At 44.2% G+C, this 23,839-nt stretch carries 14 protein-coding genes; 2 read left to right on the top strand and 12 right to left on the bottom strand.

Annotated features, from left to right (window positions below):
- Window positions 1-21 precede the first annotated feature (21 nt).
- The 4 genes from dxs to FDF36_RS13930 all read right to left on the bottom strand — a co-directional run bounded on the left by dxs (window position 22) and on the right by FDF36_RS13930 (window position 5,549).
- Window positions 22-1,968, bottom strand: a complete 1,947-nt coding sequence (gene dxs / locus FDF36_RS13945) for a 1-deoxy-D-xylulose-5-phosphate synthase (protein WP_220391741.1) — start codon at window positions 1,966-1,968, stop codon at window positions 22-24.
- Between the two features lie 649 nt (window positions 1,969-2,617).
- Complete coding sequence (locus tag FDF36_RS13940; protein WP_220391740.1) at window positions 2,618-3,952, bottom strand: alpha/beta hydrolase; 1,335 nt, start codon at window positions 3,950-3,952, stop codon at window positions 2,618-2,620.
- Window positions 3,949-4,245 (bottom strand): hypothetical protein, encoded by a 297-nt coding sequence (locus FDF36_RS13935; RefSeq protein ID WP_220391739.1) that lies wholly within the window; start codon window positions 4,243-4,245, stop codon window positions 3,949-3,951. The genes FDF36_RS13940 and FDF36_RS13935 overlap by 4 nt, the downstream gene beginning before the upstream one ends.
- A 170-nt stretch (window positions 4,246-4,415) precedes the next feature.
- Window positions 4,416-5,549, bottom strand: coding sequence for an acyltransferase family protein (locus FDF36_RS13930; protein ID WP_220391738.1), 1,134 nt, complete (start codon window positions 5,547-5,549; stop codon window positions 4,416-4,418).
- 202 nt (window positions 5,550-5,751) lie between these two features.
- On the opposite strand from FDF36_RS13930, the gene FDF36_RS13925 reads away from it, so the two are divergent.
- Window positions 5,752-6,399: an HAD family hydrolase gene (locus FDF36_RS13925; RefSeq protein WP_220391737.1), complete on the top strand. Its 648-nt coding sequence runs from the start codon at window positions 5,752-5,754 to the stop codon at window positions 6,397-6,399.
- 291 nt (window positions 6,400-6,690) lie between these two features.
- On the opposite strand, the gene FDF36_RS13920 is transcribed toward FDF36_RS13925, so the two are convergent.
- From FDF36_RS13920 to FDF36_RS13885, 8 genes are all read right to left on the bottom strand, one after another.
- Entirely contained in the window at window positions 6,691-7,038 is a 348-nt protein-coding gene (locus tag FDF36_RS13920; RefSeq protein ID WP_220391867.1) for a HigA family addiction module antitoxin, read from the bottom strand.
- An 11-nt stretch (window positions 7,039-7,049) separates the two neighbouring features.
- Window positions 7,050-7,364 (bottom strand): type II toxin-antitoxin system RelE/ParE family toxin, encoded by a 315-nt coding sequence (locus tag FDF36_RS13915; protein ID WP_220391736.1) that lies wholly within the window; start codon window positions 7,362-7,364, stop codon window positions 7,050-7,052.
- Between the two features lie 393 nt (window positions 7,365-7,757).
- Entirely contained in the window at window positions 7,758-9,314 is a 1,557-nt protein-coding gene (locus FDF36_RS13910; protein WP_220391735.1) for a sulfatase, read from the bottom strand.
- A gap of 20 nt (window positions 9,315-9,334) precedes the next feature.
- Window positions 9,335-11,410, bottom strand: a complete 2,076-nt coding sequence (locus tag FDF36_RS13905; RefSeq protein WP_220391734.1) for a Sip1-related alpha-galactosidase — start codon at window positions 11,408-11,410, stop codon at window positions 9,335-9,337.
- Between the two features lie 9 nt (window positions 11,411-11,419).
- Window positions 11,420-12,802, bottom strand: coding sequence for an alpha-L-fucosidase (locus tag FDF36_RS13900; protein WP_220391733.1), 1,383 nt, complete (start codon window positions 12,800-12,802; stop codon window positions 11,420-11,422).
- A gap of 2 nt (window positions 12,803-12,804) precedes the next feature.
- A complete protein-coding gene (locus tag FDF36_RS13895) occupies window positions 12,805-14,256 on the bottom strand; it encodes a sulfatase family protein (RefSeq protein WP_220391732.1) in 1,452 nt (483 codons plus the stop codon).
- Window positions 14,257-14,373: 117 nt separating this feature from the next.
- The gene (locus FDF36_RS13890; RefSeq protein ID WP_220391731.1) at window positions 14,374-16,356 is read right to left on the bottom strand and encodes a RagB/SusD family nutrient uptake outer membrane protein; all 1,983 of its coding nucleotides are present in this window, start codon (window positions 16,354-16,356) and stop codon (window positions 14,374-14,376) included.
- A 12-nt stretch (window positions 16,357-16,368) separates the two neighbouring features.
- Window positions 16,369-19,554, bottom strand: a complete 3,186-nt coding sequence (locus FDF36_RS13885) for a SusC/RagA family TonB-linked outer membrane protein (RefSeq protein ID WP_220391730.1) — start codon at window positions 19,552-19,554, stop codon at window positions 16,369-16,371.
- 181 nt (window positions 19,555-19,735) lie between these two features.
- On the opposite strand from FDF36_RS13885, the gene FDF36_RS13880 reads away from it, so the two are divergent.
- On the top strand, window positions 19,736-23,815 hold the full coding sequence (locus tag FDF36_RS13880) for a hybrid sensor histidine kinase/response regulator transcription factor (RefSeq protein WP_220391866.1): 4,080 nt from the start codon (window positions 19,736-19,738) through the stop codon (window positions 23,813-23,815).
- The last annotated feature ends 24 nt before the right edge of the window (window positions 23,816-23,839 follow it).

Here is a 23,839-nt window from a genome sequence, read left to right as displayed (position 1 = left end):
GTTCTATTGCGTATTGGGGGATTAAGAATGGGTAGCCATGCAGCTTTCCACAGGAGCGTCCATTCGCAATTCATTTTTAGTGATTACCTTGTAAATTCCTTCTTCATCCATCCCGCACAAGTGGTAGAGTTGCTGCACCGATCCGTGTTCAATGAACTGATCCGGTACACCGATGCGCCTGATTTCGGGATAATATCCGTTATCGGCCATAAATTCGAGTATGGCGCATCCCATGCCTCCTTTAATGATTCCATCTTCTATCGTTACGATATGGCGGAACTTTTTGCCGACTTCGTGCAGTAGCTCTTCATCGAGCGGCTTGAGGAAACGAAGGTCATAATGCGCTACGGAAATGCCGGCATCTGCTTCAGCACGTTCGATGGCACGGGCAGCCAACTTGCCGATAGGGCCGATGGTAATTACTGCCAGATCGTTTCCATCCTTTAGTTTCCGTCCTTTTCCCACCGGAATCTCTTCCAACGGACATTCCCAGTCCACCAACGAACCCCGTCCGCGCGGATAACGGATGGCAAAAGGTCCTTTGTCGGGTAATTGGGCAGTATACATCAAACGCCGCAACTCGTGTTCGTCCATCGGTGACGAGATAGTCAGGTTGGGGATCGGGCGCAGGTAAGCCATGTCGAACACACCGTGATGTGTCGGTCCGTCTTCACCTACCAGTCCGGCGCGGTCGAGACAGAATACTACATTCAGCTTTTGTATCGCTACGTCATGAATAATGTTATCGTAAGCCCGCTGCATAAACGAGGAATAGATGTTGCAGAAGGGCAGTAATCCGTCTTTTGCCATACCTCCGGAGAAGGTCACGGCATGTCCTTCGGCAATGCCTACGTCAAAGGCGCGATCCGGCATACGATCCATCAGCATGTTCATGGAACAGCCGCTCGGCATGGCAGGAGTGACTCCCATAATCCGTTTGTTCTTTTCCGCCAGTTCTACCAGCGTATGCCCGAATACATCCTGGAATAGAGGAGGCATTCCGTCTGTATTGGCTACAATACGTTTTCCTGTTACCGGATCGAATTTACCCGGGGCATGCCATATAGTGGCCTGTTTTTCTGCCGGACCAAATCCTTTTCCTTTGATGGTGTGGAGGTGTAGAATCTTTGGCCCCTGCATATCTTTGATATCATGCAGGATACGGGCTATGTTTTTTACATCGTGTCCGTCGATGGGACCGAAGTATCGGATATTCATTCCTTCGAAGATATTCTGCTGTTGGGCTGCCAGAGATTTCAGGCTGTTTCCCAATCTTATCAAGGCCTTCCGACGTTCTTCATTGAGCAATCCCATTTTGAATAACAGGCGGGATGTCTTGAAACGCAGTTGATTGTATCGGTTCGAAGTAGTGAGATTGAACAGATATTGTTTCATGCCGCCTACGCTGCGGTCGATGGCCATGTCATTATCATTGAGTATGATAAGCAGGTTGTTCGCAGTCGATGAAGCATTGTTCAATCCTTCGAAAGCAAGTCCTCCGCTCATGGATCCGTCACCGATAACGGCTACTACATGGCGGTCTTTTTCTCCTTTTCTCTCGGCTGCCACTGCCATACCCAACGCTGCCGAGATGGAGTTGGAGGCATGACCGCAAGTGAATGTGTCATATTCACTCTCTTCCGGTGAGGGAAAAGGACGGATACCGCCCAGTTTACGGTTGGTAGAGAAAGCTTCACGCCGTCCGGTCAGTATCTTGTGTCCGTAGGCCTGATGTCCCACATCCCAGACAATACGATCATAAGGAGTGTCGTACACATAGTGCAGTGCTACAGTCAGTTCTACCACACCGAGGCTGGCAGCGAAGTGTCCCGGGTTGCACGATAGTTCCTTAATGATGTCCTGCCTTAATTCCTCGCATACCTCCGGCAATTGATCTACGCTCAGTTGGCGCAGGTCTTTGGGATAATTGATGGCGTTTAGCAAGCTATATGTTGGTTCATTCTTCATGATTCGGGCAAATTTAAATGCAAATTTAGTAAAAGAAAGCGGAAGGAGCATCTTTTTGATTGGAAATTTAATAAGTAAGAGCGGAAAGGGAGACGAACCGATAACCTTATGGACTTATAAGAAACTGTTTTGAATTTCTACAAATCTCTTTTTTGATTGACTTTCGTCTATGCTTTGAGCGATTTTTCGGTTTATTTCGATTCTTTTAATCGTCAGATAGCTCGCTATCTTCCTCATAAAACAACCGAAATAACCGCGAAAACTCATCTCAAATCATCAGACGATAAATTCAAAACAGTTTCTAAATGTGGTCTCCTCTTTCGTTAACATTGTTAATGCGGTTTTCCAGGTGTTTTCTTTTTGTTGGCAAAGAATAAGTGTTTTGTGTTTAAAAGACTTGTTCTTTGCAAATGAAACGCTTGATTTAACAGAGTGTTAAAACAAGCATTTTATATACTGAAAGTGAATTCGTTTAAGTTGTTGATACAGAGTGAATCGTTGCTGCTTTTAGTTTTTCTGCTATCCTGTTTGTCCGGGTGTAATGATAGATGATATTTATCAAAATCACAATGATACCGGGGTAATAAAGGCCAAGCTTGCGTTATGGTGGTGTAGATGGTGGGCTCTGTGGTGAGTTTTGACACAACCCCTACCTGGAGTGGTTGATGAAGGCTGCGATGTCATCTATCACATAGGCGGGAATAGGGGAGGGACGGTTGTATTCAAGGGGAGATGATTTCCCTTCTCCTTCCTGAAACAGATGGTTGAGTCGGGGATAAGATTTAAATATCGCATTAGGATGCTCTGCCAGGGCGGATTGCCATAACTCGAAGTCTTGCATGGTCACCTGGTAATCACGTTCGCCTTGAAGGACAAGTATGGGGAGAGTCAGTTTCCGGACCACTTCCAAAGGCTTATATTGATTGGCAAGCATCCAGTAAGCCTGTGACAGATTCATAGGCAAAGGAGTTGTCATGTCGAATGTATCTGTACCCAGCCTTTTTACGTTGTCCACTTGTTTCTGTAGTTGGGCTATTTCCTTTTCAATATCCTTAGTGGATGGGAGTGCAGAGGCGAGAAACTTTACCTGACTTATAAACAGATCTTCAAGCGGACGGGCGGCACCGGCAAGCAGAATAATCCCTGCCGGAACTTTATCGCTACGTTGGGCGATGCGGGGAGCCAAGGTTCCTCCCAGGCTATGTCCGAGAATGTAAATTCGTTCGGGATTTATAGCCGATATTGATTGGGCAAGCTTTACTGCTGAAAGGGCATCATCCACTGATTCTTCATCGAAAGTGATTTCCTTGCCTTCAGGTGCACTGTCTTCTCCATATACTTTGGTGCGCTTGTCGTAACGGATCACGGCTATTCCGCGCTCGGCCAGTCCGTACGCCAAGTCCCGGAAAGGCTTGTTGGCTCCTACCGTTTCGTCGCGGTCGTTGGGGCCTGAACCATGCACTAAAATGACTGCCGGCAGATTTTTTTCGTTTTTAGGAAGAGTCAGTGTTCCGGGAAGCTTGAAGCTTCCCGTACAAACCTGTATCTCCGTTTCTTTTATTTTATCTTGTGCAGAGGCTGTCGGCGGGGTGGCATTCGCAACCGGAACAGGTACGAAGCGAATGGTATTCACCTTTCCGTCCGGATTGAACGCTGTGAGAAAACGCAGTGGTAAGCGTTCGAATTTAACGTCGCAATAATAAATAATCATACCGCTTATTTGTTCGGTTTTCCACTCTCCGTGCGACTGATACTTGCCTACTTGTTGTTCCAATTGTTTGAACAGTCCGTTCAGCATCTCTACTGAAAGCATTTTCCGGATGTTATCGTCCAGATGTACATGCACACTGTCTCCTTTGCCTGCAATCAGCCGATCGAGAAGTTCGGATGCCTGTTGCATACGATCCTGTGCTTGCAATACAGGGGTTGCCGCCAGCAGTAACCATAACAGGCACATCCCTTTGAATAGATTGTTTTTTATCATAACTTGTTTATTAAGAAATCTCCGATAAAAAATAGGGTTCCGAAGAAAAAGATTCCGTAAATCAGCAAGGAGACAGAAGTCAGCCAACGGGGTTGTTTCCACTCTCCGACTGCGCGGATACGTGCAAACGTACTGAACAAGCATTCGGCGGCGGCAAACAGGACTATCAGATAGATGATCAGGTCGGTCCACGATTGTAGCCAAAGGTCCTTGAGATTACCTATCAGACATACCAGTATCACGATGGCTACAAAATATGAAATACGCATTAAGTCTGTTTTCTTTGATCCCATAAGCGTCTCCTTTCCATTTTTAAGTTCAAATTCTTCCCTTTTTATTGCTATTTCACAAACTTAAAATATTTTCTTTTAAAAAGAAGCTTTCCGGACTGATTCTGTCTCTCCGTTAACAAAGATTATGATAGCCGTATCTACTTGTCGGCGAATTCGTTGCCCGTGTTTCTCTATACTCTCAGGAAGATGGAACGCTGGTAGAGTAGCCATAAGATGACATATACAACGGATGCGCTGACTAAAGAAATTAATACAGGATAATAGGCTCCCATATAAGGTTCGAGCCCATAAAATAGCGAATGTCCGATACATCGGAAATCGAAAATACAATCCAGCAAATAGGCGAGGATAGAGTTCATACCGTATACTTTCAGCAACGTCAGGTGGGAGCGGTGTTGTTTATAGTCGATCCAGTAATAAAACAGTCCCATCAACAGGAAGCAGTAACCACTGCTGACCAATACCATTGAACTGGTCCATACGGTTTTGATAACGGGAAATACGAGTCCCCATGTCCAACCTGCGAGAACCATGCCTGCACCGATGCCAAAATACAACTGAAGTTTGCGCTTACCCTCTGTCGTGTCTTTAGCAATGTAGCCGGCAAACAATCCGGTCAGCACCGTGACAATAAAATTCAGGCTGCTCAGTATCCATGTATAATAGTAACCTTCAGCGAAAATCACCGTTCCGTTTTCTACGGAAGCCCCATCGCGGAAACGTCCTAATACGGTTCGGTCGATCCATTCTGCCAGATTACCTTCGGGGGTATAGTTGCCACCTCCGAAGCCGTCGATACTGATGAATTTCATGGCAGCCCAGTAGATAAGCAGCAATATAACGGAAAGAATTATTTGAGTTTTTCTGTCGGTATAGAGAAACAATAAGGCTGCTGCAATATATCCTGTGGCAATGGATTGCAAAGTGTTTGTATACAGATACAGGTGATCAGGATCAAGAGACAACAAGTTGCCTTGGCACATCATGCCGAAGATCCAGAGTAACACCACCCGTTTGCATAACCGGTAGATCAGTTTGCCCTTGTCTGCCTTTCCTTTGAAGCGGGATAAAGCGAAAGGAATAGAGATTCCGGACATGAAGAGGAACAGGGGCATAATTAAGTCCCACGGGGAAAAACCGATCCAGTCGACGTGTCGGAGGCACCAGCTTACTTCGTTTAAATGGGGAGAGTCTATGGCTCTGATTAGCGTTCTTAACAAGGGGCCTAATGCCACCAGAAAAAAGAGATCCAGTCCTCTTAAAGCATCCAATGATTCTAATCGTTGTTTTACCGGTTGTTTCATACAGGTGTGTTTTTAAAGTATCAGAATAGATAGTTACTAATAATAAATACGTGTATAAGAGCTTTATCCCTCAAAATTCAATCCTTTTTTTGTCACTGTCGTCCTCCCGTTAACAATTATTATAAAGCTTGTCGGTGGGGTGACAGTAAAGTTAGCGCTGAATTATCCGTATCTTTGTCGTAAACATAGAGGTATAGAAGATATGAAAAAACTGATAATATTCGATTTGGATGGTACTTTATTGAATACCATTGCCGATTTGGCACATAGTACAAATTATGCTTTGCAAACTTTGGGATATCCGATTCATGAAGTCTCTTCCTATAATTTTATGGTGGGTAACGGCATCAACAAGTTATTTGAGCGTGCATTGCCCGAAGGAGAGAAAACAGAAGAGAATGTTCTTCGGGTTCGTAAAGAATTTCTTTTGCATTATGACCGGCATAATGTCGATGAGAGTCGCCCTTATCCGGGAATTCCGGAATTGTTGGAAACATTGCAGGATAAAGATTACAAATTGGCCGTGGCTTCCAATAAATATCAGGCAGCCACCGAGAAGTTGATAGCACATTATTTCCCAGGAATCCGATTTGTTGCTGTATTTGGGCAGCGTGAGGGAGTGAAGGTGAAGCCGGATCCTGCTGTGGTGCATGATATTTTGCAGATTGCCGGTGCTTCGAAAGACGAAGTGCTGTATGTCGGCGATTCGGGAGTGGATATGCAGACGGCTATCAATAGCGGAGTTACTTCCTGTGGAGTCACGTGGGGATTCCGCCCCCGTACGGAGCTTGAATCATTCTGTCCGGATTATATAGTAGACAAGGCGGAAACTATTTTGTCTATTGTTTGATATAAGACAGAAAGGAGAACCGAAAGATGCGTAGTTCTTTGGGTTCTCCCATTGCGTGTACAATTTCTCTATTCGTCAAATCCGTCCTATATTTAAGGAGGAAGAATTGATAAAGGATTCAGTTTGGGCAATAGGCGAATAAGGTATTAAAGGAATATCTTCTTAAAGGCTATTCCATAAGTCAACGTATAGAGCACTTGGAAAACAAAATGGATTCTAAGTTTACTGCTCATCCTAGCTCTTTACTTATAATCTTAATTTAAAGTATCCTATAAGTTATAGATAATAGATTCAGAGTACCGCTGCTACTTTACGTACTTGTGCCAGTCGCTCCATGAATGTCTGGTCTTTGCGGGTGGTCTGCATATTGTATTTCAGCTGGAGACGCATTAACGATTCCGCTTCAACTCCCAAAGCGGCCTCAAAAAGTAAAGCGGTCTTCTCAGTCATCGGGCGGCGGGCGTTCAGTATCTCGTTCAAAACGGAATATCCCAATCCCATCTGTTTCGCTAATTTGCGCTGGGATATTCCCCTATACTCGATTTCATCCTTCAAAATCTCACCCGGATGGGTTGGATATGCAGGAGTAAGATTATTGGCAATCATTTTGGGGTCAATCCCTTGTGTAGCAGCATTCATATCCATTCCTCCTATTTATAATGGTTCGACAATTCTGTTATATTACATATCGTAGCGATAATTTCGCCATCCCTGATTCTCTCTTCAAACTCAATACGGTATTGATTGTTCACTCTTACAGAAGACAATCCCGCTTTATCACCTTTTAGTTTTTCATAATTCAGTGAGTTATATTGAGCCAAAGCCGTTATATCAGTCTTTTCAATCATCAAATCAATGATGTGGATATATTTACGGATAATCTCCGGTTGAAACCGATGTTTTTTATCGGCTTTTCCGGTAACATACAAATCCCGTAAATACTCCTTGTCGAAAATTATCTCCATATTGGTTGTTTTTACGGATGCAAATATAACACTATATTTTGATGTTCGCAAAATTTGCGAACTTTTTAATGTATTCAAGAGCGACTACACAGTACTATTCCTTCTTTTTCTGCTCTTGGGGAGCATTGATTGAATTAAATGAAAAACCAGCTTTCTCATCAGGTATGTACGAGGAGTTTTTGACTTTAAGGTGGATTTAAATTGTCCTTTAAAAGAAGTTCCTCAAATAGACGAAATTTTACTCCAATATCTTTCAGAAGTGAATGTTGGGGATGTAGAGCAGATAGAGGGAAGGCAAGTGAAAGTTGCAGATTATGATAGGGTGTGCAATTACGATTCTGAAAACCACATCAGTCATTTTCAGAATCGTTGTTACAATAAAGTATATAGTCGTTATTTGATTTCATCCGGCCAGGGACACGGCTTTCCGGTTGCCTTAAATGAAGGGCGTTGTCCACCTACCTTGCGTAAATAGTTGCCCAATTCTTTTGATAAATTTTTCACGATCTCCGGATGTAGGGCTGCCAAATTATTCTTTTCACCGATGTCCTCCGGAATATTGAACAACTCTTTTTTGCCGCTGTCATAGTAGTAAATCAACTTCCAATCACCTTTACGTACCGTACAGGTCGGACCGATGCCGGGACCGTCGTTTCCCCAATGATTAGGGAAGTTCCAATGTAGGCTGCGTCCTTTGGATGGATCGCCGGTCTGTGTCAGAAGAGGCATAAAACTAATTCCGTCGATCGGCTGCACTGTCTTATAGTGTTTGATTTGTGCCATCTCGAGTATAGTCGGATAGAAATCTTCGATAATCAGATATTTATCACACTTTGTATCCGGTTTTACAACACCCGGCCAGCGGACAATCATCGGTTCGCGTACACCGCCTTCGTAAGCCGATCCTTTCCCGCTGTTGAGGGGAGAGTTCTGCGTGTGCAGTTTTCCGTCACGCCATCCCGGTTCGCTGGATAGACCACCGTTGTCACTCATAAAGATAACGATGGTATTGTCTACTTCTCCGTTTTTATCCAGCCAGTCCATCAGGTCACCCAAACTTTTGTCCATACCTTCGATCAGAGCGGCGTAAGCAGCTTCTTTGGGAGTCAACCCTTTATCGATATATTTTTGATAGAAGCGTTTGTCCTTATCAATCGGAACATGGATTGCATAATGGGCCATGTAGAGGAAGAAGGGCTGATTGTACTCTTTGGCATGATCAAGTGCTTTGATAGCTTCGAGTGTCAGGGCTTCACTGACGAAAGTATCGGTTCCCCAGTATTTCTCTAATCCCGGAACGGCGAACCAGGGACTCGGTTTACCATCCGTCCGGTTTCCGTAATTATTTTCACCCAGGTAGCTTGCTAATCCGCCTCCTGCGTGTCCGGCTATGTTTACTTCAAAGCCCATGTGATAAGGACTCTCTCCAGGAGTGTTGACGGCACCGAAATGTGCTTTTCCACAATGAATCGTGTGGTAGCCATTATCTTTCAGAATTTCTGCCAGTGAGGTTGCCTGAAATGTGTGGTCGATGTTAGGAACCTGGCAAACCCCGTTAACGTTCCAATCCGCTACGTTGAATACATCGCTCGGACGATCCGTTTGTTGTCCTTTGGGATATGTCCAGTTGGTCACCCGGTGACGGGCGGCGTTAGTTCCCGTAATCAGACTACAGCGGGTGGGCGAACTGATGCTGCTGGCATAGGCTTGGGTGAACATCATACCTTGTTTGGCAAGGCGTTCCATGTTAGGAGTTTCGTAGACTTCGTTGTAGTGTGTCTTTTGGGTCCAGAAGGGCAGGGATGTATCTTGCCAGCCCATGTCGTCTACCATGAAGAGAATGATGTTGGGGCGTGTGTCCGTACGTCCGTTCGGTTGCTGGTGTTGGGCTTGCAGAGCCGGAGCAGCCAGTGGGGCCAGTGCGAGGGGGATAATTATTTTCTTATTCATCGTAATTATATATTAGAGGATTATTTTTTGATGGTCATTTTTCCGGTTTCTTTTACCTGAATACTTCTCAGTTCTTGTTTTCCGGAGTTCTCTGTCCATATTTTCAGAGTTCCCGGAGAAAGTACATTGATAACCAACTTGTCCGGGGTGGAAGATAGAATCCGGATGGTCGCAGGTGACAGATATTTTTCCTGTATCCCGATAACGGCCCATCCGTCACGAATCGGACAGAGATGAAATAGACGGTCGGTAAATCCATCCAAATCTACAGTTTGTTTACCGGTCAGTTCGGTGGCTGTCTGATTGTTCCAGTCGAATAGAATTACTCGTTTTTGTTGAGGTGTTGGTTTGCCGGTCAGTGTTTCGCGTAACAGATAATCCTTCGGGTCTATCCCGGCGGTTACTTTCCGGTGTTTGGGTGAGGTGTTGAGGTTGTAACAAATTAGGGATACAGCCTCGTCACCTGTAGGAGCGAATACCCGGTATGTCTTTCCGTCTTGCAGCGGATTGGTCAATATCGATTCAGGAGTCGGAATGGCAGGTGCTTCCGGGCGGAATATCTTGCCGTCTTTATCAATCAGTGGGAAAATATTCTCTTTTATAAATTCTTTCGGAGAATCGGACAGATAGACCGGCCCGCCTGAAATAGCCTTGGAACGAGCCATCAAACTGCCACAGATCGTATCGCTGGAATGAAACATATCGTGATCCGGCCATACGGTTTGCCCTTGCAGTAATGTGTTGGTGTATGATTGGAAGAGATGCGACTTGGCCATGTTCTCATTGTATTTAGTATAGTCAATGCTGACACGGGCGACTCCGCTATGTAGGGTGTGATCCGTGTTAAGTACGTTTTGAGCCATGCAGTTCATCAGCCCTATCTGCTGTTCGTGAGTCTGCTTTTCCAATGCCAGATTACACTCTTTCGCCTGACGTACAACTTCAGTGGAGCCCATGTAGAGTGGTAAAGTGAATGCCTGATTGTCTACTTTGAGAAAGTCGAATCCATAGGCTTTCAGGGAATGAACGTAATACTGGTAGAAAGTGTCGATGTTCGGGGCACTTTTACCGGGCAAGAGACTACCGTTGAAAGGATAGAGGCTGGTTTTCACATGGGCTGGAAAATCATTATCGGCGGAGATTCCCATCCAATATCCTGAGAGGGCATACCACAATCCCATCCAACGTATTTTATCTTTGTTTTTGTGTGCCATGATCGGAGCCCATCCGTTCGGGAAACGTTGGGGATCGGGGGTAAAACTTGTCAGTTGACGATTCTTGTTGGCCAGGTGACCATCGTCGATCAATACATAACGTACAGGAATCCCGGAGGTTTCGATGGCATCCAGGTCATTCAGGATTTTTGTTTCATCAATATCGAAATGGTAATGCTCCCAGGTACACCATCCCAGATAGTTCAGAGCTTCAAAATAGTTCTTTTTCGTGCGCTTTTGCAGGGCCGATACGTTCCGGTCGGATATCAAGGTTTCGTAAGCCTGCCGGAATACCTGATAAATGTTTCCGGCACTTTGAACCAGTGCTACCGGTACTTTGTGTTCGAGCGGGTCGGTTCCCAATGTCGATACATATAAATTGAGTGATCCGTCCGTATTTACCTGAAACCAACTGAGACTGTTATCACCCGCTACTGCTTTGGTGAACAGATAGCTTCCATCGGTCATTTGCAACAATAAAGCGTCTCCCAATGTAGAAGGACGTGCGTTGGAAGGAATCCCCGGATAGTCGTCTCGGGTAAGATCTGTCAAATGGTTGAACATCCAAGGCAAGAGGCGGTTGGTATTGTTGGGCCATTCGTAATCTCCGGGGCGGGAATCCCGGCTGAAGAATGTCCCCCGCACATAAGACGGCAGTTGGATGCGGTAGCATATAGTGGTTGCATTTTCAGGAATTGTATTCTCATAAATGACCGGTTCTGCCGTTCTGTCCAAGCGGATAGCCTGAGGCATCTGGTAGGCGCTTACTTCTTTGAACGATTTACCTTTTTTGTAGATAAAAGAACTTTGGGCAAGTACAGCCGTCAGAGGAGCGACCGTACTTGCCAAAGTAAGCAAACTTATGATGAAATATCTTTTCATGCGTATGAATTAGTTGACAGAAAAAGCACTGAAATTGATAATATCAGGTACTGCAATGGATTGTAGAACAGTCAGTCGTAGTACTGTGGTCTCTACCGGATCGAATTTTTCGATGCGTTTGTGTCCGACAGATTCTCCTGAACAAACTGTTTGCCACTTTCCATTTACCTTGGCTTCTACTTTATATTGGCGGATACGTTCTCCATTCTGTATGTTTTCTTGAATAATGCAGTAGTTCACCGGTTGCTTTTTGTCCAGTTTCAGGGTCATACTTTTTTTCTGTCCCGATGTCTGGGCTAATGGAGAAGAGAAGCGACGATTGATTTCCGTACCGAATTCTTTCAGGCGTTGTTCGTCTCCCGTCGGGATTAATCCGTTCGGATCGGGTGTCAGACCTAAAATCAGGGTAGCGTTCCGCCCTACAGATTTTTCATATTTATCCATTAGTTCGTTCAATGGATAGATGTTGTTTTCGTCGTCCGGTTCCCAGAACCATTCATGACGGCCGTTGGCTCCACGCAAAGGAGTATCTGCCATGGCTGGTACCCAGTATTTTCCATCTTTGTCGCCATGCTTCAACAGTTCGATTTGATCGACGTTGCTTTCTATCCGCTTGTGATGTGAGCAAGGTGCGGGGAAGGTAGACCAGCAAGGATAACCTACGGTACCCGTTTCGGAACCACCCCAACGAAAATCCGCACGATCTATATTATGATAGAACAGGCAATTAGGCTGATATTTATTCACAATAGGCTCTACGTCCGGTCCGTCTCCACGAGGATCATCGGCACCGCCGTCAAACCAAATCATGTATAGATCTCCATAACGGGTGCAAAGTTCGGTCACCATCTTTTCACACAGTCGTTTGTACCATGCTTGCCGGTTGTGAGCAAATTCTCCTTCTCCTTCTGCTTTAAAATTGTGTATGCCCAAAAGAGAATTCCACCGGATACCGATGTAGATACCTGGTTGTAATCCGTATTTGCGGCAAGAGTTGACAAAGTCACGGACGATGTCTCCTTTGCCGTCTCTCCATTTGACGGCTTTGAGGCAATAAGGATTTACGTCACTCTGCCAGAGACCGAAACCGGTTTCATGAGTGGCGGTCAGTACGGCAAACTTACATCCGGCTGCTTTGGCTGCCAGCACCCACTGGTCTGTGTTTAGTTCCGTCGGGTTGAATATGTTGTAATCTTCTATCGGATTGATGCGGTTGTTGCCTTGTCCGTAGCGTACTCCGTCGAATACATGCAGGTCATAGTGGAATACAGCTCCCATTTCTGCCTGATGCCATTTCAACTGAAAGGGCTTAGGGACGGGGATAGTAGCCTGTTGTGCCAGGCAATAGACTGAGCAAAAAAGCAAGAGTAGGATGGTGTTGATTTTGTTCATAATTATTTAAGTTTTATATATTGGGCAAATGGGTCATTGGTTTTTTCAAGCCATGCTTTCAATTGCCGGTTAAGTGTCTGGGTAAGCTTAAGTTCTTGGCTGGCAATGTTATTCATTTCATGGGGATCATTGGTGCGGTCGAAAAGAATGATATCATCGATCTTTCCGTCTGTTGCGTGTACGGCATATGTATATCGGTCGGTACGGAGTCCGCGATAACCTGTTGCATGGTTATCGAATTTTACGAAATAGTATGGTTGTACAAGATCTTTTTTGTTTTTTCCGGTCAGTACTTCATTGGACAGGTCGAATGTCTGTACTGTTTCCGGGATTTCTTTACTGAATCCCATCATTGACAGGAGTGTGGGGTATAGGTCGGCAAAAGCAATCATTAACGGGTCGCTTTTACGTGGTTTTATTTGGTCCGGCCAAGATAGGATCATGGGGATACGCATTGACTCTTCATAGAAGATATCTTTTCCGGCATTCTCGTGGGCACCCATACAGATTCCATGGTCAGAGGTAAAGACCACGATCGTATTATCAAATAAATTATTTTGTTTAAGGGCCTCGATGATTCGCCCTACATTTTCGTCTACACCGGTGATGCAGGCATAATAGTTCCGGATGTTATTTCGGAAGTAGTCTCCCATTTCCGTGCCTTTGGCCGGGATATCGGGTCGTCCTTTGCAGAGTGCCTCTACATCCAGATCCTTGTATATTTCTTTATACCGGTCCGGCACTAATTCATATCCCGTGTGTGGAGGATTCATCGATACCACCAGTGCAAACGGTTGTTTTTGGTCTTTCTGTTCGTTGATGTATTCGATAGCTTTGCTTGCTTCGTATTCCGGACCCCATTGATTGACATAATAGAAGCTGTCTCGCGGAGCAGTGGTATTCCAGTACATTGGTTTCAAATGGTAATCATATGTTCCATAAGCTATCCAATGCTCGAAACCGTGACGACGTTCGGGCGGACACCATTCGTTCCATGCTACTTTCCCACGATTATTATAAGTGTCTACATAGGGCTTGTAGGGTGCATCCAGATGCCACTTTCCGATGTATCCCATGTTGTATCCCTGATCTTTAAGCACATCGCTCCAACAGCGGGCGTTTTGGGAAAGTTCTACTCCATAAGGAGCGGTTTCGGAGTTGCAGTTTCCGGTTACTTTACTGCCAATAGGATACATACCGGTCATCAGCATGCCTCTTGCCGGTGATGATACCGGATAACTGCTGATAGCATTGGTGAAGTTGATTCCTTCTGAGGCAAGTTTGTCCAGATGGGGAGTCTTTACAGGTTCTTTACCGATGCAACCAATGGCATCTCCTCGATATTGATCGGCCATAATGAAGACCAGATTGGGGGGAGTTTGCTTTTCCTGTGCCTGTAGTCCTGTGGCCAAGATAGGCAAGGTAAGCAGTGTTTGCGGGATAATCTTTTTCATAATGCTGTAAAGTTACATCTTTTCTATAAAAATACAATTTTTGGTGAAAGAAACAAGACCTCCCCGCATTTTTTTGAGGAGGTCCTGTTGGTTATCGGATATCTAATCTACTGAAAACTAATCTCCATCGGGGAGACTGCTGGTTTCTATTTTCCATCCCGGATTTTGATAAATTGTGGAGGTGGTATAGTCTGTAGACCCTTCTTCTGCTGTTGTCAGACGGAAGTGATCGAAGGCTATCGGATTCAGGTATTTATTCTGGTTCCAGTTATAGCCGTTATAGGCTATGTTATTTGTATTAATCCGGTAGGGACGCAGGTACTGGCTTTCTGATTTTGCTGACACATTGGCATTGGCGTTCCCTGATTCTATCAGGTTAATAACAGAGAGAGTGACGTCCGCTGCCGGCATCGGATTGGGAGTTGTGTAGCGTTGATAGTTTTCACTCCACAAATCGAATCCTTCAACATGATAATTCTGCATCATATCCAGTGCGCGCCAGCGTTTCAGATCGTTCAGACGAAGTCCTTCGGCTGCAAACTCAATGCGGCGCTCCCTACGGATGTTATACAAAGTATTTGACACAAACTCTGAGCCGGAATAGCGGGCAAAGTCCAGTTCCTTACTCAAATCTGTTGCATTGATTGTTTTCTGATAATCGGTATCCATTCCTGCGCGGCTGCGGAGGGCTTTCCAGTATTTATCACTGTTGGCATCGAGTGAATTATTCAGTTCATAATCTGCTTCCATATAATTCAGGTATGCTTCTGCAGCCCGAAATACAACGCATGCTGTAGTTGAAGGCAGAGTCGGACCTTGTGCTGCATCTGTTGTCAGTCCTTTCTTTACAGAATAGCCGGTAGGACATTTGTTTTCATCCTGTCCAAGTACAATCGGCGCACGGTAATAATAGCCATATCCTTTAACCAGATATTCGATATTGCTACCCCCTTCTGATAGCAGATCACCAGGTAATAAAGTATTGTATGTCAGACGTGGGTCACGGTTGGCTGCAACAGCTTCATAAGATTTATCTCCTTGGTAACCGGAATTGCCTGCATAAATAGGTAATCCGTTTTCCATCAAGTAAGTTTGCATCATATTGCGTGTCCATCCGGTGTTACCTCCTCCATTACGTTGAATATAGCCTACTACGAAGTGATTCACAGAAGGAGTCAGGCTGGCATCATAAGCCCTCCATAATAACACTTCCGAGGCATTGCTTAACGATTGGCTGTTGAATAATGACGGATAATTGTTGAACAACGGATGCTTATCTGCAACAATCTGGGCAGCTTCTTTTGCTTCGGTCAGGAAGAACTTGATTTCAGAATCGATATTAATTGTGAAATCTTTCAGATAGTCCTTTTCTGCTCCTGGCCATCCTGGTCCTCCCGGAACACGAGCAGTTCCTTTATGATATTTTTCCCAAGTACCTTCGAACAGGGCTACACGACTTTTCAATAAAGCAGCACAATCTTTATTTAGACGGTTACTCATGGGAGCAGTTGTCTTCATGTAGTAGTAAGCAGAATCCAGATCTTGTAAAATGAAACGTGCCACTTCATTGCGCGGACGACGTTTGCTTGCTTCTCTGACCGTTTCATAGTCTTCCGAAATCCATTGTTTCAAGATAGGAAAATCTCCGAGAGCAACCAACTTGGTGTAATAAATATAGGCGCGGAAGAAATACATCTCCCCCAGATAATGCATGTTATTAGCTTCTGTTCCACTTAGTTCGCCAGCTTCCAGACGAGGGCGTACTTTGTTGATGAAGTAATTTACATTTCGAATTTTACCGAAATCCCAGGCACCGCCACTTTGCGCTACACGAGTTTCGCCTTTTACAAACGAGCTGTTGGGGTTACTTGCAGCTTGGTTATCACTGTTGTTATCGGTAGCAAATACTCCCATACTATATTGTCCCGGAGTGTGGGATGGAAGTTGGTCATACAAATTAGCCGAATAAGCCGCTAAGTCACTTTCTGCCAACAGATATTTGTCGGTCGGTACGGCATCCAATGGCTCTTTATCAAGAAAATCATTGCAAGAGCATAAAACACTTGCTAAACTAAAAATATATAATAGATTCTTTTTCATTGTACTTGCTTTTTAGAGAGTTATATTTAAACCAAATGAAATAGTCTTTGACAATGGGTAGGTCTTTCCGTTGCTGAATCCGTTACCGGCAGTTGCTTCAGGGTCGAACATATCGGCAATGCCACTGATTGTAAATAAGTTCTCACCGCTGACATAAACACGGAGTCTTTCAATTTTTGCTTTATTCATCCAGGCTTTCGGGAATGTATATCCGATTTGCAGATTTTTCATGCGCATATAAGCACCGTTCTGCAAGTAACGTGTTTGAGTCTGCTTGTTTTTGTTTCCTTTATCGCCTAAATATGCTCTAGGATAGTAAGAGTCAACATTTGCTCCAAATATAGAAGTTGTGTTTTCAGGACGGAAATAGTCGAGATGTTCGTCGAAACCAACAGATTGCCACTCGCCACCGTCTGCTCCCCAGAACATGGGACCGCTCAACCAAAGATCACGCTTCATGACACCTTGGAAGAACATTTGGACATCAAAGCCTTTCCAGTCAGCTCCTAAACTCAATCCGAAACGAAAACGAGGAGTACTGTTTCCGATTTTCTTTAAATCACCATGATCTGTTGCTGTACTATTTCCTTTGTCTACTATACCATCACCATTGAGGTCGCGATACATAATATCACCTGCTCCCCAGGCAGAACCTATTTTACTTTGGTCATTGTTAGCCAGCCATTCCGTCATTTGAGCGTCTGTATGGGCAATACCTTCGGTTTCGTATCCCCATATTTCTCCGATAGTCATCCCGTTGTAATAGAGGGCGTTGCCGTTTGCATCCCACAGAGCTTTTGAAGCGTTAGGATATGAAATGACTTTGGCACGGTTGTCAGAAAGATTGAATCCTACATTGTAGTTTACTTTTCCGATATTATCTCTCCAGTCAACCTGTAGTTCCCATCCCTTATTTTTCAATTCTGCATTGTTGGTATTGGGTAGTGAAGTTCCTAAAATAGCACCTACTTCGGCTGCCGGTCCTACCATATCTTTGGTTCTGCGGATGAAGTATTCAAAAGTCATGTTCAGACGATTGTTGAACATGCCGAGATCGATACCGAAATTGGTATTATAGATTTTCTCCCATGTAAGTGTACTACTGACCATTCCGGGAACTCCGGCTGTTGTTGGCCTGTTGCTATCCATTAACCAGTTGCCACCGTTAGCTGTTACACTTTGTGTCAGATAGAACGGATAGTAAGAATCTGTGTTCTGGTTACCTAACATACCCCATGAAACACGAGGTTTCAGCGTGCCAATAATATCGTTGATCGGTTCAAAGAATGATTCACGAGCTACATTCCATCCTAAAGAGAAGGAAGGGAATACATTCCAGCGTTGATCTCTCAAAAAGCGGGAAGAACCGTCATAACGAACATTTACTTCGGCCATATAACGATCTTTATAAGCATAGTTGAGGCGTCCGAAGAATCCGGCTGTGGACCAGTCATTGTATTTGGAACTATTAATTTTGTCTTCTCCTGTTGCTGCACTGATTTCCGGAACGAGACTGCTGATTACATCAGGACGCTGAGCAGCAAGTTCGCGATAAATGTATTCTTCGGTGTTCATTCCGATCAATGCCTTAAAATAATGGTCTTTTATTTGCAATGTGTAATCAGTGTATACACTTGTAGTATAAAAATTACTGTTTTGATAGGCTGAGCGTGCGAATGAGGATCCCGGAGAATAGCTACCGCTGAAAGCTAATGCCAGCGGGTTACCGTTTACATCGTGCTCGTAGATGGGATTCAGGTTGGTTTGTTTATTCTGGTTGATAACCCGCATTCCTGCTTCTGCATAGATATTCCAACCTTTCATAGGGTGAATTACCAATTGTCCCTGGAGGTAAATATTGTCATTGTGTGTTTTGGCACGTCCACCGTCAGTCAATTGGCTGAGTTTGCCATTTCTCATATAATAGCCGTTGGGGTCTTTAAAAGGCATCATAGGCCACATACGGGCAATATCATGATAGAGAAGTCCCCCTTCTTCAAGATAAATAGGATTGTCAAGATCAAAACGAACGAATTTGGTGTTGATGTTGAATTCTACGTATTTGTTAATCTGCGCATTTACTTTTGCTGTTGCGTTATAGCGTTTGTAATTATCGTTACCGTAACGGAGATTACCGTCCTGATTCAGATAACTGCCTGAAACATAGTATTGCAATCTTTCTGTACCTCCGTTCAGACTGATATTGTGTTCATTTGACCAAGCCCATTTAAAATGCGTTTTCCACCAGTTTACGTTATCATTGGCTTTTTCGTGGAAATGCCAATTGTTGCCGTTGGCTATGGTGGTTGTTGTAATTTCTCCTGCCATATACTTCTGGATACGGTCTATGGTCTCTTCATCAAATATTGCAGTTCCACCTTGGTTGATGGATGCTTCATTAAAGTAATTGGCAAAACGATAGGAATCAAGTTGGTTAGGGAGATTAGTTGGTCCAGAATAGCGGAAACTGTTGTTGTAGTTTACCTGCATTTTACCAGCTTTACCCTTTTTAGTAGTGATTAGGATGACACCGAATGCGGCACGTGATCCATAGACAGAAGAAGAAGCGGCATCTTTTAGCACAGAGATGTTTTCAATGTCTTCCGGATTCAAATTGTTCATGTTGCCTTCCATTCCGTCAATCAGGATAAGTGGTGAAGCACTCGATCCTTTACCAATAGTACCTGTTCCACGGATGTTTACGTTCATTGTTTGTCCCAACTGTCCTCCTAAATCAGGAGTGGACAGGTTTAATCCCGGAACTACACCTTGTAGGGCCTGCCCCACCTGTGATACCGGACGTGAAGCCAGTGCTTTGGTATCTACACTGGCAACGGCTCCGGTCAAGTTTACCTTCTTCTGGGTACCAAAGCCGACTACCACTACTTCATCAAGCGTTTTTGAATCTTCACTCAATTCAATCCTGAAAGATGTTTGGGCACCATTGAGGGAGATTGACTGAGTTACGTATCCTATATAGGACACGTTTAATACACTTCCTTTTGCGACATTTTTTAGGGCGAACTCACCATCCAAATTTGTGACGGTTCCGTTGTTTGTCCCTTTTACTTGGACAGTAGCACCGATGATTGGCTCATTGAGCTTTTTGTCAATCACAGTACCCGTAATGTTGAATTGCTGTGCATACAATGAAGTGATGCCGAGCAGCAACATGAATAAGATTGAAATTTTTTTCATTCGTTTCTTATTTAAAGTTATACATAAGGTTTGTTACAGGCAAAAGTAGCGGGAATGGATGATTGATAACGGACATACTCTTATCATTCAGCATGCACGTTTAATTCACAAGCATCTTTTTTCAATACTCTTTTGTATGTTTAGGCTTTATTTCGTTTATTTGCAACAAATTTATATTATGATGAAGCATCTGAATCTCTTGTTACTTATACTTTTTGCATGTGCTTGCCCAATAGTTCCTGTCTGTGCTTTCTTCGATAAGGATGTTCGTTTATTGACGATGCAAGATGGGTTGGCCGATAATACGATTTTATCTATCTATAAAGACAGGGATGGTTTCATGTGGTTTGGTACTAATAACGGATTGAGCCGTTATGATGGAAGAACGATAAAGAACTTCACCCCTTCATACTCCTATGTGCATGTTACTGAAATTGTAGAGCTGTCTGATTTGTATCTGGGAGTAATTGCCGGAAATGCGTTGTATTGCTTTGACCGGACCACAGAATCGTTCATACCGATCGTTTATGCAGCAGACAGCAGCCAGATGCGCATTCCCCATTTGTTGCCGGTGGATGATAAATCCTTTTGGGCTTTTTCGGGTCATAAGTTAAGTTTGTATGTATGCGAAGAGGTGAAAGATGAACAGGGTGATGTGACTTTAATAAAGCTCAGATGTAAAGAGGAGTATACGCAGTTGATCGATGCTTCTGAAGAGTTCTATGCTATGTGCTATGGGAGCGATCATCAGACTTTATGCCTGATAACGGGGGAAGGATCTTTGATTTTGTTTCATCCCGGCTCACCCCAACAGTCCCAAAAGATACAATTGTGGAAGGATGAAGTCTGGAGTGTGACTTCCGTGCTATATGATAAAGGTGTTATTTGGGTTTCTACCGTTGGAAGAGGCCTTTTACGCTATCAGGTTGCTTCCGGGGATATCGACAGAATCACCTATCGGGAGAATGGCGGAGAGAATCAGCTCTCGCATACCGACGTATTTCAGGTCATACCTCTTAATAATAACCGCTATCTGGCAGTCACCTGGAGTGGATATACACTATTAATGCCGGATCAAGGTCATCCGGAGAGAGTAACTACCGAGGTATACAATAATACGGCTTCACAGCTTCATCGGAGCCTCGAAACGAGAATGATATCTGCTTATTATGATCCCGATGGTGTTGTTTGGATAGGTACCAACGGTGGAGGCGTGATGTATTCTGATTTGAGGTCGCAGTTTTACAATCAATTCCATCAAGAGCGGCATAATGAAATCTGCGGAATCCTGACGGATAGCAAAAAGAACGTCTGGATGGCTACCTTTCATCAGGGTATCATGAGGAGTTCCCAATCGTTTGATCCGGTGAGGCGGATGAATTTTACTACCGTAGGCCCTCCGGAGATACGGGAAAGGCACACGGTGCTTTGTGCCACAAAAGATGCCCGTGGAACGCTTTGGTTTGGAAACAAAGATGGTACGCTGACCTCTTATGATGACCGGACGGAGCAGTTCCGGTTGTATACTCTTCAGGACGGTACTCATATCAATACACTTTCTGTATGGGCTTTGTACGTAGATGCGAAACAGAGGCTATGGGTCGGAACGAGTTCCGGGGTGTGGATGTTGAAGCCGGAGTCCGGATATTGTAAGAGGATTCCTGTTGGTAAATATATTGAGAATTGTCCTCAATTCTTTGTGCGTGCTATTGTCGGGAGCAAGGATGGCTCTATATGGTTGGGGACAACGTTATTGGGTGTGTGCAGAATGATGGTTGATGATAACGAAGGCATCTCAATAAAGACAGGTTATGAAGAGAAAGCACATATCGCGCAAAAATCTGTACGCTCTTTATTGGCCTCTTTGGATGGCAACGTATATATAGGTTATATGGACGGATTTGGTATTCTCTCACCGGATATGGATGCTATACGGGAGTTCTATACGACGCGCAATGGTTTATGCAGCAATTTTATAGGATGTCTAGTCGAAGACAGCCAGGGGCATATCTGGTTGGGAAGCAATTCGGGAGTTTCACGTTATAGCCGCCATCAGCATCTGTTTTATAACTACTACATCTCCGGCAGTAACCGTTCCGCCTTGTTTGCCGGCGAGACCCTGTTTTTCGGGAACAATAAGACACTCACCTATTTTAATCCTAACGATGTGGATGTTCCCTTGAACAGTGATAAAGTTTTCATTACCGGACTTGAGGTAGACAGCCGCCCCGTAGAGATTGGTGAAGAGATCAATGGGCAGGCTCTGCTCAGTGAAGGAATCTCCTACACCCATTCGGTGACATTGAATAATGCCAACCGAGACTTTGCCCTCATCTTTAATAACCTTTCTTACTCTGAAGAACAGCGGAAATACAATTATCGTTTATTACCTTATCAGGAGCATTGGCAGGTGTCGGACGAAGGTGAGAAAGCGTCGTACACCAATTTGCCAAAGGGTGACTATACGTTTGAAGTGAAAAGTATTTATCCTGATGGGAGTAGTGGAGAGATGACTTCGTTCCATATTCGTATCTTGCCGCACTGGAGTCGTACGCTGGCTTTCCGGTTGGTGGTCTTTCTGGCGTTTGTCGGGCTTGTCGGCTATCTGTTCCGTCTTGTTCGACTTCGCCAAAAGCGTTTGGAACAAGAAATGAAGATGAAGCATGAACTCCTGACCTTAAACTTGGAGCGTGAGAAAGAACGGCAAATCCGGATGGAGCGTGAGAACTTCTTCACAAGTGCGGCACACGAATTGCGCACTCCATTGACTTTGATTCTCTCACCTCTACAAGAGCTGTTGCAGTATATTAAAGCTTCCGATCCGTTATATAGCAAACTATATACCATGTATAAAAACGGAACTTCGTTGCATACGCTGGTCGATCAATTACTCTATGTACAGAAAATAGAAGCCGGAATGGTGAAACTTCGTTTGTCGGAAGCGGATATTGTAGGATTAGTAAAGGAGGTAGCTGAGTCATTCCGCCAAATGGCAGGAGTGAAGGGATTTACGTTCAATGTACAGCTCCCGGATGATCCTGTTTATCTGTGGATTGATACGGAGAAAATAACTTCATCAGTCAGTAACCTGTTATCCAATGCTTTTAAATATACTTCGCCAAACGGAGAAGTTTTGCTTTCTCTGACCCGCATGGAGCGGGATGGAAAGGGTTTTTGCCGGATAACAGTATCAGATACGGGAACGGGAATTCCGGATGAATTGCAAAAACGTATTTTTGATTCTTTCATCACCGGCGATAATTCACCGGCTTTTTCGACCAAAGTCGGTATTGGATTGCGGATTGTGAAAAATACGATGGATCTGCATCATGGACAAGTCACTCTTGATAGTGAACCTGGGAAAGGTTCTACGTTTGTTCTATTGATACCGGAAGGTAAATCTCATTTTATCGGTGACTTATACGAAGTGGTAGATTATCATAAACATGAAATGGAGCCGCAATTTCAACCCTTATCCGTACAGGAAAACACTGAAGGGGAGGTTCCGGTCACTAAAAAAACGCTTCTGATTATTGAAGACAATGTAGATGTACGTCAGTATATCCGTTCCTTGTTTGTAGCAAAATACACGGTACTTGAGGCTGCCGATGGTGAAGAAGGTATTCAAGTTGCCACAAAAGAAATTCCCGATTTAATTATTTCGGACGTGATGATGCCAGTCAAAGATGGATTTGCTTGTTGCCGGGAGATACGCGAACGACAAGAGACAGCCCATATTCCTATCCTGATGTTGACAGCCAGGGCAGAAGATGCAGATGTACTGCAAGGTTCTCGTAGCGGGGCGGACGACTATATGATGAAGCCTTTCAATCCGGAAGTGTTGAAAGCGAAAGTGGAGAATCTGATTCTTCAACGCGAACGCTTGAAACGGATTTATACCAAAGCTTTGATGTTGAAGCAGGAGCCGGCTGAAGATGAAGATGACGTATTTATGCAGAAACTTATTAATGTGATTGAGAAGAATCTGTCTGATGATAATTTTAATGTCAAGATGTTAGCCGAGCAACTTCACATGAGCCAGCCTACTTTGTATCGGAAGGTAAAGCAGCGTAGTGAGTTATCTGTAGTCGATATGATTCGAAGTATACGGGTAAGTAAAGCTGCTTCATTGATTATGGAGAATCGTTATTCCATTCAGGAAATCTCCGAAATGGTAGGATTCAGCGATGCCCGGACGTTGAGAAAGCACTTTACGGAACAGTTTGGTGTACCTCCTTCAAAATACATGGAAAGTAAATAAAGAGTTAATTCTTCGTTCCTGAAC

Origin of the sequence: Bacteroides fragilis, from assembly GCF_019583405.1 — a bacterium.
Taxonomy (GTDB): Bacteria; Bacteroidota; Bacteroidia; order Bacteroidales; family Bacteroidaceae; genus Bacteroides; species Bacteroides fragilis_B.
This window is presented reverse-complemented; position numbering and strand designations above follow the sequence as displayed.